This is a genomic window from Gilliamella sp. Nev5-1 (assembly GCF_001690895.1).
GTDB classification, from domain to species: domain Bacteria; phylum Pseudomonadota; class Gammaproteobacteria; order Enterobacterales; family Orbaceae; genus Gilliamella; species Gilliamella apicola_C.
Map to the genome: position 1 here is coordinate 17689 of NZ_LZHO01000071.1, position 15904 is coordinate 33592.

A 15904-nucleotide genomic window follows, 5' to 3' on the forward strand; every position below is an offset into this window, starting at 1 on the left:
TTCATTTAGTTACACATTTTCTATTATTTTTATGTTGAACTTTAATTTTGTTTAGATAGAATGTCTTGAAACTAACACAAAGAGAATATCGTATATGTTTATAACACCGATTGAGCTTTTAACATTGAAACCCACCTTTAATTCTCTTTCTGCCCTATTTTTTAATCCTCCTTCATGGAGGATTTTTTTTGTTGCAAAAATCTTTTCTTTTTATTCTCGTTATAAATTCAAAGCCAAAAATCAATTTTACTTTAAGAAAGCGCATAATCAGGAGATAGCATGAAATCTTTAACACCTTTTTATAATCCAAGTATAAGTTATGAAGATAATTATGCTCAAGGACCCTTTGGGCTTTTTGCACAATTAGATAAATCACAACAGATTCCAACAAAACCCGCAACGTTCTTAAATATTGATGTCAATTTACCATTCGGTATGCCAGCAGGCCCATTATTAAATGCCAATTATATCAAAGCAGCATTTGCTTATGGATTTGATTTATGTGTGTATAAAACAGTTCGAACTAAGTTTCATAAATGTCATCCTTTACCCAATGTCTTGTCTGTTCATCCTAAAGGTAAACTATCGTGCAACTTAGATACAGTATTAGCAGATACTAATTATAATCAACCTCTATCAATTACCAACTCATTTGGTGTGCCTTCATTTTCACCCGACATTTGGCAACCCGATATGGCTGATGCGGTACAATCGGCTGGCCATGGGCAATGTGTAATCGGTAGTTTCCAAGGTACACAAGGGCATGGAGAAATAGAAAAAGATTATGCTCTAGCGGCAAAATTAGTGCATGAAACTAATGCACCTATTCTTGAAGCAAATTTAAGTTGCCCGAACGAAGGGGCAAGCAAGCTACTATGTTTTGATGTAGATAAAGTTGAACGAATTGTAAATGCGATAAAAACAGCAGTGCCTGATCGCCCTCTTATTTTAAAACTGGCCTATTTTCCTGATAATGAAAGAATTATTTCTTTATTAACTCGTGTGGGTACTATTATTGATGGTTTAAGCACCATCAATACGTTATCGGCAAAACCCGTTGATGCGAACGGTCACCCCGCCTTAGACGAAAACAGAAAAGAAGGCGGAATTTGTGGTGATGCCATTCGTTGGGCCGGTTTAGATATGGTGAAACGTTTAGCCAAATATCGCAAAGAGATGGATCTAAAATTTGCTATTATTGGTGTAGGCGGCGTTAGCACTAGCGAGCATTATCGTCAATTTATAGACAATGGTGCTGATGCAGTTATGAGCGCAACAGGTGCTATGTGGAACCCATTGCTAGCAATAGAGATCAAAAAAAGCCTTTAATATCAGCCAACCATAGTCTATAAAGGTTACAGTGTAACTTACTACTGTAACCTTGTTTTCACAATTCGTCTTAAATTGATAATACAAGATGATATATATAGCAATAAAGATGCCTAAATAACTAGTTGCCATTTTAACAAAATAAATGATTAAAATTGCTGTACGGGATATAGAAACCGCTAATTGTCGAATTTTAAAAAATATATTCTAATAAAATTCAAATATATTTTGACGCCATTTACTCTTTAACTAAAAAACAGTATATCAATAATATTTGCTTATCTATTACTGATTGATCATTAAAAAAAAATAATAATCGCTAATGAAATATACAATCACTTTGAAGAAAAAAGACTATCCTTACATAAATTAGAGATTTTGAATATATTTAGGAAATATTAATTGTAGAAAATCATTTTACATTACAAGAGGTGTAGCTTAAATTCTAGACATTGATTAGCGCATCGCTTACTTAGATAGCCAAGTTTGCTTAAAAAAGTTTAAATAAAATTTAGCAAATTATATATGGGCTGGGCAATGATTTTATACTAAAACTCACATCTACCTGAAATTTTTGACGGAAATAATGCGGATTTTTTATTTCTCAATATAATTGGAGGAAAGCTAACTTTAAAAATTAGAAAACACAATAAGCATGGCAACTTTTGACAAAAATTATTAGCATATTCGTAGAGGTCATTAGACTATAATGGAAAATTTGATTGGTATAACTACTGTATGGAATTGGCGGAACGGACGGGGCTCGAACCCGCGACCCCCTGCGTGACAGGCAGGTATTCTAACCAACTGAACTACCGCTCCGCTTTTTAGTCACTTAGATGAAGAACATCTAAAGTAGGCGCAATATTAAAGATTATTTTTAGTCTCGTCAATAAAAAATTTTAAATTGAAATTTAATTGAATACAAAACAATCATTGCAACGAATTCCATAATGCACCGCCACATTTTTTATCAATTTTCTTCAAAACTGCCTCATGTTCAAAAAGCTCATCTTCTGTTGCTTTAATGACTTTTAAAGGAACCCCATTACGCTCTACTCTTTTTATTGCATTAGGTTCAGATGAAGATAAATTATTGTCTTCTGAACTAAATGATAACGTCGTTTGTCCCCCTGTCATAGCTAAATAAACTTCAGCTAGAATTTCGGCATCTAATAAAGCACCATGCAACGTTCGATGAGAATTATCGATCTGATAGCGTTCACATAATACATCTAGGTTGTTACGTTTACCTGGAAATAGGCGCCTTGCCATAGACAGGGTATCAGTAACAAGACAATGATCAGCAGTTTTAAAATCTAGCCCACAAAGACGAAATTCATAATCCATAAAGCCTACATCAAACGAGGCATTGTGAATGACTAATTCGGCACCATCAATAAATTTAATAAAATCGTGGGCAATATTTTTAAAAATAGGTTTATCTTTAACAAATTCATCACTTATACCGTGGACTTTAAAAGCTTCCTGATCAATCAAACGTTCTGGGTTAATATAAACATGGAAATGATTACCCGTTAATCGGCGATTTATGACTTCAACAGCACCTATTTCGATAATCTTATGACCTTCATAATGATTATTACCCTCTTGATTCATACCTGTTGTTTCTGTATCTAATACGATTTGGCGTGTAGGATTATGTATCACTTTCTTCTCTTTTATATCAGTAATTGGGGAAAAACGTTTTTAATGGTATAGTCTAACACCAAAACCCTTTAATGTTGATACCTGATACCTATAGATGAAATAAGGTCAAATGGTTAAATTTGTGGGAGGAAATCAACAAACAAAATAAAGCCCAATTATTGCATGCTTTCAATTGTAATAAAAAATTTAACTAAAACAACAAACTTGATCAACAATATTGAGAAAAGAAATCAGAACATGCTAAAAAAGATAGAAATATATACAGATGGTTCTTGCCTTGGTAATCCAGGTCCTGGTGGTTATGCGGCTATTTTAAAATATAAAGAAACTGAAAAAATATTATCAGAAGGTTTTTTTAAAACAACGAATAATCGCATGGAATTATTAGCTGCGATTGTTGCTTTAGAAAAATTAAAACATCCCTGTCAAATTGAACTATATTCTGATAGCCAATATTTGCGTAATGGGATTATCAATTGGATAAATGGCTGGAAAAAAAATGGCTGGAAAACAGCCAACAAAAAACCCGTAAAGAATGTCGACTTATGGAAAAGGCTTGATGAATTAGTGCAACCTCATAAAATTGAGTGGATTTGGGTCAAAGGTCATGCAGGGCATATTGAAAATGAACGTTGTGACATTATAGCTAAAACACAAGCTCAATCCCCTACTTTACAAGATATGATATTTGAACAATCTGTAGATAATTAACTTATAAAATAGTGTTATTCAACAAATATAAATTAACTTGCTTTAGAAAAATAACTAATGGTATAAACGTAATATGTATCAATTACATAGTATTAAATCCTTAAAAGACAATTATATTTGGATTCTAACTAATCCTAATAATCAAGCTGTGATTATAGATCCTGGCGAAGCTGAACCTGTGATTAATTATATTAATAAACATCAATTATTACCCCTTGGAATTTTAATTACTCATCACCATATCGATCACACTGGGGGGGTATATGAATTAAAAAATCAATATCAAAATATTGAAATATACGGCCCTAGCGAAATTGATTTACCAATTAATTATCTTGTTAATCAAAATAGCGTTTGTATTGGTGATTTTAATTTTACTGTCATTGCTGTACCAGGGCATACGCTTGGTCATTTAGTATATTACTGTAAGCCTTTTTTGTTTTCTGGAGATACTTTATTTTCAGCGGGTTGCGGTAGAATTTTTGAAGGTACTTATCAGCAAATGTTAGATTCGCTAAATCATTTAAAAAAACTACCTAATGATACTTTAGTTTGTGCAGGGCATGAATATACTCTATCCAATTTAGCATTTGCCTCTCAAATGCTACCCGATGATGAAAACATCAAAAGCTACTTAAATTCGATCTCAAAACAATCGCAAACATTACCGTCTATTTTGTCTAAAGAAAAACAAATTAATTTATTTTTGCGATGCCATGAAAATCAATTGCAAAATAAATTCAATTTTAACAATGAATTAGATTTGTTTGTTTTTTTTAGGAGCCAAAAAGACATTTTTTAGGTATAATACCGAACTCAATTTAGATGAAAACTTACGAACCAATGAAAAAGTTATTAATATTTACAGCGTTATGTTTGTTTTTAATCGCATGTCAACATAATGGACCGCGATATAATCCTATAGTTAAAATAAAGTATTCCAGAAACACAGCTAATAATATAAATAGTTCTCGTAATTATGCATCTATCACGCAAAATCCATGGCAATATATGCTTAATCAAATTGACGCATATATTCCAGAAAATAGTCGCGTTAATGCAGAGAGAGAACGATTATTACGTAATCCTAAAGGATTTGAAACGATTGCTTCACGTTCAGAGCCTTATGTCTATTACATAATAAATCAACTTCGTAAAAATAATCTACCTGCTGAACTAGCTTTAATTCCTCTTATTGAAAGTGCTTATGATCCACTTGCAACATCATCAGCACAAGCAGCGGGATTATGGCAATTTGTTCCAATTACAGCTAAAGAATACGGACTACAACAAAGTAGTTCATTTGATGCTCGTCGGGATCTTATTGCATCCACTAACTCGGCTATTTCTTTGTTACAAAATTTAAATAACCGTTTTAACGGCGATTGGTTATTAACTTTGGCGGCTTATAATGCTGGTGAAGGTCGAATAAGAAGAGCCATTGAAAAAAATCAGGCTAAAGGTTTACCAACTAATTATTGGGCACTAGAATTGCCGACAGAAACTATGCATTATGTCCCTAAAATTTTAGCAATTATTGATATTGTTAAGAATAATAAACGATATGGAATTAAGTTACCTGATTGTAATTATGAAAACTCACTTGTTAGAATTGATATATCTAAAAATATTTCGTTAGCTAAAATTGCTAAATACTCTAAGTTATCACTTGATGAGTTAACAACATATAATGCAGGGTATGTGCAACAAACAGTAAATGGTCCTTTCCATTTGCTTGTTCCTTATGCTCATGCGGCAGATTTATTTAAAAAATTACAAGCAGATAACCTTGTTGTCAATGAGGTTACAGAACTTCTACAAGATACTCCTCGTACTAATATGCCATTTGAATTTAGATCTGGCTTTATGCAAAACAATAGTATTGCACGTAAAGAGAGTTTTTCTAGAAATGTGAAAAAGATTGCCTATCTTGTCAAAGCAGGTGATAGCCTTTACTCTATCGCTCAAAGTTATCGTGTAAAGATTACCGATATATTGCAGTGGAATAATCTTAAGAATTCTAAAGTACAAGAAGGCGATATCTTAACAATCAATCTTGCTAATGCAAATCCAATCTAAAATTGACTAATAGAGGATTATGATCTGAAGCTGTTGTACTAATGATTTCAGCAGCATTAAGTTGTAATCCTCGATAAAAAACAAAATCAAGTGGTTTTCCCATAAATGTTTTTCGAATATCCACAGGAAAATTAACAGGCTTAAGCTCAATTGAGCGCACAAGATGATACAACAAATTTAGTCGCTGTTTGCTCCATGCATTAAAATCCCCTGCTAAAATAACTGGACCGTTATGCTCTTTTATTCGAATTAATAGCATACGTATTTGTTGGCGGTAGGCTTTTACACCAATACTGAAATTTACAGCATGAATATTCGCAACTAATAATTGTTTTTTAGAATTGTTGATAGGATAAATAGTAATTAAAGCAGATTTAGGGACACGAATTAGTGGCTCTCTTTCTCTGAAAGAAAAAAGAGAAGCTGGTAATACATCTGAAATTGTCATTACGCCAGCATAAATATCATTAAAACAATATGCTGGAACATGATCGGCAATTTTATTATGTTGTGAAATAAAATTAAGTAACGGTGATGTGGTTTGAGCTTCTTGTAATAAAATCAGTTTAGTTTTATCAGCATGTTGTTTAAGAATATCGATACAATCAGCTTTTTTTTGTTTAAAAATATTCCAAACTAAAACCGAAAAGGAAGTTTGATCGATTAACGGCTTATTTACTATAATTGGTTGATTAGGCAAGATTAACTCAACTTCATTACTTGCCTGATATCGTAATGTATAATGTCGTTTTTTAAACATCTTTTCCGTTCAACTTATTCTTCAAATATTCATCAAAAGATAAAGTATCACTCTGCTCTTTTTTGTTCTGTTTTTCAATAGATAAATTACGTTGTTGAACAAAATCACCATCAGTTAATAATGCTAAAGGCTCAGCAATAAGCTGTTTTCTATATTGACTTGCTAAAGCTAAACCAAATTTTTCCGTACCTAAATCACTTATTGCTTGCAATGTTCTTGCTGATAAAGTTAATTCAGGTTGATCAAACATTAAGTCTAAATGCTCGCAGACAGTGCGATAGTTTTTTTCATCGTCTTGATGATCTAAAACATCAGCAACACGTAATAAGTCTTTAAATAATTCATGCCCAACTTTAGCCAAAGGCTCTCGATAGCTATCACAACCCATACCGATTTCAAGTCCTGGTTTTCGACCCTCCATAATGACTCTATTCCAATTTAGTTTAGCACATTCAAGCTCTTGGCTACTCATTTCAGGAGCAGGTGCTAATGCACACCAAATTAAAAAAAGATCAATAAAGCGTATTTGCTCTTCGGTAATACCCACCGGTGAAAAAGGATTAACATCTAATGCTCGCACTTCAATATACTCAATACCACCACGCAAAAGAGCATCTGACGGTGACTCCCCTGCCATTGGTACTCGTTTAGGTCTAATTGGTGCATAAAACTCATTTTCAATTTGTAAAACATTGTCATTTAATTGGCGATAGTGGCCATCAACCTTAATACCTAACTTAGCAAATTCTGCTGACTTGGTATGAGTTGCACGTTTTAGGCCTTCAACATAGGTATCTAAATGATTAAACGTAATACCAAGCTGTTTTTGTGCATTATTTGTATACCCAATGTCACTTAATCTTAATGAGGTTGCATAAGGTAAATAACAGTTTCCATTAGTCTGCTCAATAAATGCTTTAGCTTTTTGTAGATCTTGAATAAATGAAGAACACATCGATGGCGATGCACCAAATAAATAAGGAATAACCCAACCGAAACGATAATAATTGCGAATTAGCGTAAAATAGCCCTCCGAAATGACCGCTTTACCTTCTTCGGTATTTTTTACTCCATCTCTTGCTTGCCAAAATGCAGTGGGCAATGAAAAATTATAATGAACCCCCGAAATTGTCTGCATCATTGCGCCATAACGGTTTTTTAACCCTTCTCGGTAAACTGTTTTAAAGCGCCCTTCATTTGAAGTACCATATTGTGCAAGGATAATATCTTCTTCATTAGCAACAAAACAAGGCATGCTTAAAGGCCATATCATTTCATCACCAATATTTACACTAGCATAACGATGCAAATCACGCAAAAATGTCAACATATAGTCAATATTGCTATTAACGGGGGTAATAAACTCTAACATTGATTCGGCAAAATCAGTCGTTATCCACGGATGAGTTAATGCTGCCCCAATTTTTGGCGGAAATGACGTTTTTGACAATGACCCATCAGGCAAAATGCGTAAAGTTTCACGTTCAAGACCTCGTTGAATACCTTGTAAAATGGTATAGTGTTTTTCTAACCAACTAAGTGCTTTTGAGACATCAGGAATCATAATCTTGCTTTTCCTACATTAAGTTTTTATAAGGTTAATATTATCATAATTTACTCGTTACTATAGATCATTTTGGCATTTTGTGAATGGCTAAAATAAATAACGCGTGTTGTAGAAATAAAATAAAAAATAATGCTACCTATTATCAATAGTTAAAACTATCGAGATAAATTTTTATCTATTGCATAGATAGTATTTACTAATCATAATTGAAATCATGATCAATAGAGTAAACATTATGCCTACTTTGATGCAATTCCCTTGTGGTTATGTACTTAAGGGTTTGAGGATAATTACATGAACACATTGTTTTCGACATATAGCCACTGTTTTGGCATTAACATTAAGAGAAATAAAGCAATAGAAATTAGAAAAGCCATAATTCATAATTTTAGAAAGCCTTTTATAAAAAAAGATATAAAAACGCATGGTCCTTTATGGAGTCAATATATTGCGCCTCAAGGGGCAATTGATATTAATAATCTTGATATAGATAAAAACATATCGGGTTATGTGTTAATTGATGGAAAAGGCAACAATCTACATCTATTTTTATCTTCTTTAGAAAAGTTTTTATCCTATCTTGAAAATAGAAATGATGGGATATTTCCGCCCATTTATTTTGTAAATAAAGATTTTACTTTTTGCCTTGCTGAAAATGGAGAACGTGGTTCAATGAGGCCAGTTTATGTTTATAAAGGTAAGATAATCTAAAATTAATAAAAAATAATTATCAATTTGGGCATTAAGGCACAGCTACTATTACCTATATATCAATATAGGAATCAAATGTATTATGTGGCAATGAACCAAGAAATATCCGATTTGAATCATTCCACAATGATTAATTGATAGTAATAGACTTGCTCGTTTGCTTCTCAATCATTTGCCGTGCAAATACGATACCACCTACCCCAACGTCTTGTTAAAGCAATCAGTGCTCCATAGGTGGTTCAATAAATTAGAGGCAATTTCATGAACTAGGGCTATCGCTGTTTTATATTTAAATTTACGATTAGGTTATCGCTTTACTACATAAAACTGGCGATTTAAAAAACTTGTTGGCTATGCTTTTTAAAACCAAAATTTAGATGATGCCAATAGTTACACCTAGCATTTATTCAACAACTCTAGCGCTGAACTTATGGAAAAATTAAAGCTTTTTATTTTCATGTGCACTCTTTTTTTTCAACAAAATTAAAACTTCCATATGAGCAGTATGTGGGAACATATCAAATAATTGCGATTTAGTAATTTGATAATTATTTAACCATTTTAAATCTTCAACAAGTGAAGATAAGTTACAACTTGAATACATAATATAATTAGGCGACATTTGTTCTAAATACTGTGAAAGCATTTTGCCAGCTCCCCGCCTTGGCGGATTTAGCAATACTAAATCAGGAATCTTTTGTTCAGCAATAGCATACTGGGTAGCATCAAGCGATTTAAAAATTAACTGTTTAAATCCCAGATTATTAGCAGATTTTGTTGCGCACTCAATTGCATCTGGGCTAATTTCAATCCCTGTTAATTGAATATTTTTCTTTATTCCTTGGCTGACACAACTTAATCCAAAACCACCTACGCCACAAAACAGATCCCAAATAGAATAGATAGGTAAATTTGCAATCCAGTCACTTGCTGTTTTATAAAGATTGCTAGCAACATCAGTATTAGTTTGAAAAAAGCTTTTAGGTTTAATAAAAAGAGGAACACCATTTAAGGTCATGGGTAGGAATGGGCTCTTTGTTAAAACTAACTCTTCGTCGCCTTCTAATATTGCCGCATGATTAGATTGTATATTTATTGATACCACCAATAAGTTTTGAATTTTTTCTTGTAATTGTTTGAAAGAATTATTTATTCTATCAACAAACTTGTGCGATTTTAAAATAAATCGGATCATAAAACAGATTTTATCATCTATTTTACTTTCGGTAATGATAACAAATTTTAACTCCCCTTTCCGCTTATTGATGTTATAAGGCACAAGCTCTTGTTTACGGATGAAAGTTCGAACCAGTTTTAAAATATTTTGCATACTATTTGAGTAAAGAGGACAATCACATAAATCGACCATCTCATTTTCCGTTTGTATACCCAAAATAGGTTTTTCAACAGTACCTAGCACCGCCATTTTTGCTTTATTACGAAAAGCGGTTTCATGGCTAGCAAATGGCTCTTTGACGTCGGTTGGTTTAAACTGATTTAATTGTTGTAACAGCTTATTTTGTTTTTCGGCTAATTGTATGTGATATGGGCGGTCTAACCACTGGCAAGAAAAACATTTTTTTTGCTGATAAAAACGACATTGCATTAATATAAAAACCTTTTTTATAATGAATTATTATGGATTGAATTCACTCTAATAAATAAGTATTGTTTTTTATTTTATACTAAAACATATAGCTTCCTGAAACTTTTTTACAAAAATATTAAGTAAAATACCCATTTAATCCGCTAGTATGATTTGACGAAATAGCGGTGTATGATAGGATATTGTCATTACTATTACAGGAAGAATTTAATGTCTATTAAGTTAAAAACCCCCGCAGAAATCGAAAAAATGCGCATAGCTGGTAAGCTGGCGGCTGAAGTTTTAGAAATGATTGAAGCCTATGTAAAACCAGGCATTAGTACAGGTGAATTAGATAAAATTTGTTACGATTATATTATCAACGTACAAAAAGCCATACCTGCTAATATTGGTTACCATGGTTATCAACATACGAGCTGTATTTCAATTAATGATGTTGTTTGCCATGGCATCCCGAGTTTTGATAAAAAGCTGAAAGATGGTGATATTTTAAATATCGATGTGACTGTTATCAAAGATGGTTTTCATGGCGATACCTCTAGAATGTATATTGCAGGAAAGCCAACAATTACAGGTGAAAAGCTATGCCAAGTTACACAAGAAAGTCTCTACGAAGCAATTAAAATCATAAAACCAGGTATTCGTTTAAAAGAAATTGGTAAAACGATACAAAAGTATGTAGATAAGTTCGGTTTCTCATCGGTACGTGAATATTGTGGCCATGGTATTGGTGAAGTCTATCATGACGAACCACAAGTTTTGCATTATGATGCAGATGATGGCGGTGTCATTTTAAAACCAGGTATGACCTTTACGATTGAACCTATGGTAAATACTGGTGACTGGCGCACTCGAACCATGAAAGATGGTTGGACTGTCAAAACGAAAGATCATGGTCTTTCTGCGCAATATGAACATACCATTTTAGTGACAGACAACGGTGTTGAAGTGTTGACGCTACGTAGCAACGAAGATTTTCCTCGTATTATTGAACACTAAGTAAAAAAAGATTCAACAATATGTTATTGTTGAATCTCCCCATTTTATAAATCTCTATCTATAATATTTATATTAGCGTTTTTTTGCGCTAACTTTTTATTTAACTCATCTATTTTACTTCTATGTATATCTTTTTTCAGAGATTTAATATAAGCAGCACAGGAAATTGCAGTCCCCTGATTTGTACTTAACAACATTATCAGCAATCTCTTAAAAATTCGTTCTAATTTAAATTTCATAGCGCTTAGTTTTTAATACAATAATGTGTATAACTTGCGTCGATAACCGCTTGCTAGTGGATTACTTGTACCTAGTGCTGCAAGTAAATCAAGTAACGCTTTTTTTAACTGTCCGTCACCAGCATTAAGATCTTTAGTTAATGGGTTAAAAAGCAATTCAAGTGCTTCCTCATGGCGACCTACCGACATTAATTGCGAAGCTAATTGAATCATAAGTTCAGTATTGCCTGGTTGCTTGGCTAGTTGATTTTGTAACTGCTGAAGCTCTGGCGAATTAGCCGCTTGTTCAAGTAATTCGATCTCTGCTTGCAAACTATGATAATCAGCACCTTGATCTTGCAAAGGAATGGTTGCAAGTACTTCTTTTGCTTCGCTCAATTGTTTTAATTGTATATACGCTTTTATCAACAGTAATGCAATATCAGTTCTTGGCTTACCTAGATGGTCAGTTAACGATTTCCACGTCTCTTTTAATAAAGGCAAAGCTTCTTGATATTTTTCTTCATTAAATAGATTGTGTGCTTCAACTAACTTAAGTTCATCCTCATTCGGCAGCACTTTTTTTAGAAAATCGTTGATTGTTTCCTCAGGTTGTGGTCCCTGAAATCCATCAACAGGTTGCCCATTTTGAAATAAGTAAACGGTTGGGATCGCTCGTAATCCAAATTGAGCTGCGAGCATTTGTTGCTCATCACAGTTAACACTCGCTAAAATAAATTGCCCATGATGTTGATTAGCTAATTTAGTTAATATTTGAGTCATCGCCTCATAATTTGGACTTCTTGCTGACCAAAAATAAAACAACACGGGAGATTGAGATGATCGTTCAATCACCTCTTGAATATTTTGCTCATTAACATCAAAAATAAATTGATTTTGCATATTATGTCCTAGGGATATGATCGGTTATTACTTGTTGTTTAGAATTTTATCCATTAATCTATCAGGAAGCAAACGTTTAGCAATAGCTGCTATCTTAGTTATTTTTGTTACCCTGTAACGGATTTTTGGCTTAGCGTGCTCTAACGCATGATATAAATAAGGTAAAATGGCTTCAGGCGGTAAAGTGAACCGTTTAGCTATAGGCGGATTTTTTACAATTTTTTCCTTTTCAACCTGATTAACATTATTCGAAAAGTAAGTTTTTAATGGTCCTGGCTCAATTAAACTAACCTTGATATTGGTCTTAGCCAATTCCAGCCTTAATACATCAGACCACGCTTCTAATGCATATTTACTCGCTGAATAAGCTCCTCGCCCAGGCGTTGCAACTATTCCAACAATAGAACTTGTTTGAATAATACGCCCTTCATTTTGTGCCAGCATGGCAGGAAGTAATAATTGCGTCAACTGATGTACACCAAAAAAATTCGTAGAGAATTGAGATTCCAACTGTTCACGGCTGATCGTGTTTAATCGTCCATAAACACCAAAACCGGCATTATTAAATAACGCATATAATTTACCTTCTGTTAAGGCTATAACCGTTTGGGCAGCTTGTTTAACTGATTCTGGATTATCAAGATCAAGCAACACTGTTTCAAACCCTTGCTCGATAAGTTTTTGCTGATCTGATAATTTTCGACACGACGCTATAACACGATAACCGCGTTTTTTTAATGCAATTGCCGAAATAAGCCCTATTCCACTTGAGCACCCTGTGATAAAAATTGTTCGCAATTTCAGCTCCGATTGATTCATATATTGTCAAATTTATCTTCTCAAATTATGATAGCATATCTAAATTAAAGTTACCCAAACAAAGCCCAGAGGATCGTATGAAAATCGCCATTATTGCAGCCATGGAAGAAGAAGTCGCCATTTTAAAAAGTAAAATCACCAATTATCATGTTGAACACTATTTAGGTTGTGATTTTCACTGTGGGCAAATTGCGGGCTGTGACATTGTGTTACTGCAATCAGGTATTGGTAAAGTCGCTGCAGCATCAGGAACAACATTATTATTAAACAATTATAAAGTTGATGCCGTTATCAATACAGGGTCGGCAGGTGGGCTATCTTCTAGCCTCAATATTGGTGATATTATTGTTTCAAAAGATGTTTTTTATCATGATGTTGATTTAACCGCTTTTGGTTACAAATCAGGGCAAATGTCTGGTTGCCCTGTGGCATTTGCCGCAGAGCCTAAATACCAATCATTAGCTAAAAATTGTATCGAAAAACACGGCGTTAATGCAATTGAAGGCTCTATTGGTAGTGGCGATGCATTTATCAATGGTAAAAGCAATTTGGCAAGAATAAAACAAACTTTCCCTCATGCCATTGCTGTTGAAATGGAAGCAGCTGCCATTGGGCATGTTTGTTGGCTATTTAAAGTGCCATTTGTCGTTGTTCGAGCTATTTCAGATAATGGAGATAGTGAATCTGCTGTTGATTTTCAAGCCTTTTTAAAATTAGCCGCAAAACAATCGTCGTTGATAGTTGAAGCAATGCTAAGTGAGCTTGCGTGAATTATCTTTTCTGGTTTGACATATTAGGGACTATTGTATTTGCTATTTCTGGCGTATTATTAGCAGCCAAAAAAGAAATGGATCCCATTGGCGCTTTAGTTTTAGCTGTCATCACCGCCATTTGTGGTGGCACCATTCGCGATATAGTTTTAAATCATGGACCAATCTTTTGGATCTCTGATTCGACTGATTTGTATGTTGCTATCGTTACCTCGTTAGTGACAATGCTTTTATTACGTTATTCACCTTCAATCACGATACCTAAATGGTTATTTTTTGTATTAGATGCTATCGGGCTTGCAGTATTTGTAGGCATTGGTGTGAATAAAGCCATTGACTCTAATGTAAACAGCTTAGTAGCCGTGTGTATGGGAGTAATGACGGGTGTTGGTGGCGGTATTCTTAGAGATGTGCTAGCTCGAGATATTCCAATGGTATTTAAAACCGACATTTATGCTACGGCTTGCTTAATTGGCGGTGCAACTCATGTTATCGCCTATAATGCACTCAAACTCCCATTGGAATATTCAACATTGATTGGTATTATTACCACGCTTATTATTCGATTATTGGCTATTTATCGTAAACTCACTTTACCTATTATTGGATTAAAAAATACTTAAACCTCAAAATTAAACCTACACGCAACCAATCATTAAGAGCAATATGGTTTAAATAAAGATTTACGCCAGCCTGTTAATAATTCTGGCTCATTGCCCTTTTTATCTACTTTCCATTTTACATACTGATTAATTAAGCGCCGTGAAAGCAATAAATCCTCACTAAGCTTTGTTTTTAAAGAAATAGCCTGTGCTGCTTGTTTTAGTTCTTCGGTAATTTTTTTATAATCAGGGTAACTATTCACTCGGCAGATAGTTGAAATGTCGGGTGTAGGGGCAGCTAAAATATCTAAAATTGCTTGCCCATATAACCGAATTTCCTTCCCCTTTACACCTAACTTGTCAAGTTCAGCTAATGAAGTGGGCAAGTAACGAGCTATTTTCCATAATACTTCTTCACGAATCACAAAATTTAAAGCAATATCTTGCTCTTTGGCCAGCTTGTATCGCCAACTCGCTAATTTATACAATTGCCCTAAACTTTTACCTTTCAGTTGCCAACTATTTTTAATGTTTAAATAAGCATCGTTTGGATCTATTATTTCACATTTCCGATCTACTGTCATTTGGCACTCTTGATAAGCTGCTTGTAAATAATGATTAGTAGTTAATTTTTCCTTTAAAATGTTGATTAATGGAAAAAGATATAATACATCGTTAATAGCATAGTTACACTGCTTTTCAGTTAAGGGTCGTTTTAACCAATCTGTTCGAGTTTCACTCTTATCAAGCTCAACTTCTAAATATTTTTTTACCAAGCTAGCATAACCACTACTTAAAGGATTATCTAAAAAAGAAGCTAATATTTGGCTATCGATAATTGGAGTTGGCACAATACCAAAATGATGAAGAAAAACTTCGATATCCTCACTGCACGAATGAAAATATTTTTCAATTTTAGGATCATTTAACATCACTAAAAAAGGTTGCCAATTAGTAATATTAATAGGATCAATTAACGCAGCACATTTACCATCAAACACTTGTAATAGTCCTAAGTGAGGATAAAAAGTTCGAGTCCGAACAAATTCAGTATCTAAAGCAATTGCTGAGCTATTTTCAATTTTTGAACAATAATCAGCTAACTGATCATTAGTTACAATAAGTTGATAAGACAAAATCAAACTCCTATTAAAATATG

Annotated in this window: 16 protein-coding genes and 1 tRNA gene; 8 read left to right on the forward strand and 9 right to left on the reverse strand. The window is 33.5% G+C overall.

Annotation, left to right across the window (positions count from 1 at the left end; genetic code table 11):
• Nucleotides 1-279: 279 nt before the first annotated feature.
• Nucleotides 280-1329, forward strand: coding sequence for a dihydroorotate oxidase (locus A9G41_RS09670; RefSeq protein WP_075539599.1), 1050 nt, complete (start codon nt 280-282; stop codon nt 1327-1329).
• Nucleotides 1330-2074: 745 nt separating this feature from the next.
• Here the strand turns inward: A9G41_RS09670 and A9G41_RS09675 are convergent.
• Nucleotides 2075-2151, reverse strand: a tRNA-Asp gene (locus A9G41_RS09675).
• A 111-nt stretch (nt 2152-2262) separates the two neighbouring features.
• On the reverse strand, nt 2263-3000 hold the full coding sequence (gene dnaQ / locus A9G41_RS09680; RefSeq protein WP_082259649.1) for a DNA polymerase III subunit epsilon: 738 nt from the start codon (nt 2998-3000) through the stop codon (nt 2263-2265).
• Nucleotides 3001-3237: 237 nt separating this feature from the next.
• Here dnaQ and rnhA point away from each other — a divergent pair, with 237 nt between their 5' ends.
• From rnhA to A9G41_RS09695, 3 genes are all read left to right on the forward strand, one after another.
• On the forward strand, nt 3238-3711 hold the full coding sequence (gene rnhA / locus A9G41_RS09685) for a ribonuclease HI (RefSeq protein ID WP_065588811.1): 474 nt from the start codon (nt 3238-3240) through the stop codon (nt 3709-3711).
• Nucleotides 3712-3784: 73 nt separating this feature from the next.
• On the forward strand, nt 3785-4513 hold the full coding sequence (gloB, locus tag A9G41_RS09690) for a hydroxyacylglutathione hydrolase (protein WP_075539600.1): 729 nt from the start codon (nt 3785-3787) through the stop codon (nt 4511-4513).
• Between the two features lie 209 nt (nt 4514-4722).
• Complete coding sequence (locus A9G41_RS09695; RefSeq protein ID WP_176700628.1) at nt 4723-5790, forward strand: transglycosylase SLT domain-containing protein; 1068 nt, start codon at nt 4723-4725, stop codon at nt 5788-5790.
• On the opposite strand, the gene A9G41_RS09700 is transcribed toward A9G41_RS09695, so the two are convergent.
• The gene (locus A9G41_RS09700) at nt 5771-6550 is read right to left on the reverse strand and encodes an endonuclease/exonuclease/phosphatase family protein (protein ID WP_075539601.1); all 780 of its coding nucleotides are present in this window, start codon (nt 6548-6550) and stop codon (nt 5771-5773) included. The genes A9G41_RS09695 and A9G41_RS09700 overlap by 20 nt on opposite strands.
• Entirely contained in the window at nt 6543-8114 is a 1572-nt protein-coding gene (gene gshA, locus A9G41_RS09705) for a glutamate--cysteine ligase (protein ID WP_075539602.1), read from the reverse strand. Before gshA ends, A9G41_RS09700 begins: the two co-directional genes overlap by 8 nt.
• A 297-nt stretch (nt 8115-8411) precedes the next feature.
• Here gshA and A9G41_RS09710 point away from each other — a divergent pair, with 297 nt between their 5' ends.
• A complete protein-coding gene (locus A9G41_RS09710) occupies nt 8412-8828 on the forward strand; it encodes a hypothetical protein (protein ID WP_065653048.1) in 417 nt (138 codons plus the stop codon).
• 439 nt (nt 8829-9267) lie between these two features.
• On the opposite strand, the gene rlmC is transcribed toward A9G41_RS09710, so the two are convergent.
• Nucleotides 9268-10434, reverse strand: coding sequence for a 23S rRNA (uracil(747)-C(5))-methyltransferase RlmC (rlmC, locus tag A9G41_RS09715; RefSeq protein WP_075539603.1), 1167 nt, complete (start codon nt 10432-10434; stop codon nt 9268-9270).
• 210 nt (nt 10435-10644) lie between these two features.
• Here rlmC and map point away from each other — a divergent pair, with 210 nt between their 5' ends.
• Nucleotides 10645-11433: a type I methionyl aminopeptidase gene (gene map, locus A9G41_RS09720; protein ID WP_065566973.1), complete on the forward strand. Its 789-nt coding sequence runs from the start codon at nt 10645-10647 to the stop codon at nt 11431-11433.
• A 44-nt stretch (nt 11434-11477) separates the two neighbouring features.
• On the opposite strand, the gene A9G41_RS09725 is transcribed toward map, so the two are convergent.
• From A9G41_RS09725 to A9G41_RS09735, 3 genes are read right to left on the reverse strand one after another with little or no spacing between them, the layout of a single operon-like run.
• Nucleotides 11478-11672 carry a hypothetical protein gene (locus A9G41_RS09725; protein WP_075538717.1) on the reverse strand — a complete coding sequence of 65 codons (195 nt, stop codon included), beginning with the start codon at nt 11670-11672 and terminating at the stop codon, nt 11478-11480.
• Nucleotides 11673-11684: 12 nt separating this feature from the next.
• A complete protein-coding gene (locus A9G41_RS09730; protein ID WP_065588765.1) occupies nt 11685-12554 on the reverse strand; it encodes a co-chaperone YbbN in 870 nt (289 codons plus the stop codon).
• 27 nt (nt 12555-12581) lie between these two features.
• A complete protein-coding gene (locus tag A9G41_RS09735; RefSeq protein ID WP_065588766.1) occupies nt 12582-13373 on the reverse strand; it encodes an SDR family oxidoreductase in 792 nt (263 codons plus the stop codon).
• A 77-nt stretch (nt 13374-13450) separates the two neighbouring features.
• On the opposite strand from A9G41_RS09735, the gene mtnN reads away from it, so the two are divergent.
• Nucleotides 13451-14143, forward strand: a complete 693-nt coding sequence (mtnN, locus tag A9G41_RS09740; RefSeq protein ID WP_075539604.1) for a 5'-methylthioadenosine/S-adenosylhomocysteine nucleosidase — start codon at nt 13451-13453, stop codon at nt 14141-14143.
• Nucleotides 14140-14766 (forward strand): TRIC cation channel family protein, encoded by a 627-nt coding sequence (locus tag A9G41_RS09745; RefSeq protein ID WP_065653039.1) that lies wholly within the window; start codon nt 14140-14142, stop codon nt 14764-14766. Before mtnN ends, A9G41_RS09745 begins: the two co-directional genes overlap by 4 nt.
• 32 nt (nt 14767-14798) lie before the next feature.
• Here A9G41_RS09745 and rnd read toward each other — a convergent pair whose 3' ends face one another.
• Complete coding sequence (gene rnd, locus A9G41_RS09750) at nt 14799-15881, reverse strand: ribonuclease D (RefSeq protein ID WP_065588768.1); 1083 nt, start codon at nt 15879-15881, stop codon at nt 14799-14801.
• Between the last annotated feature and the right edge of the window lie 23 nt (nt 15882-15904).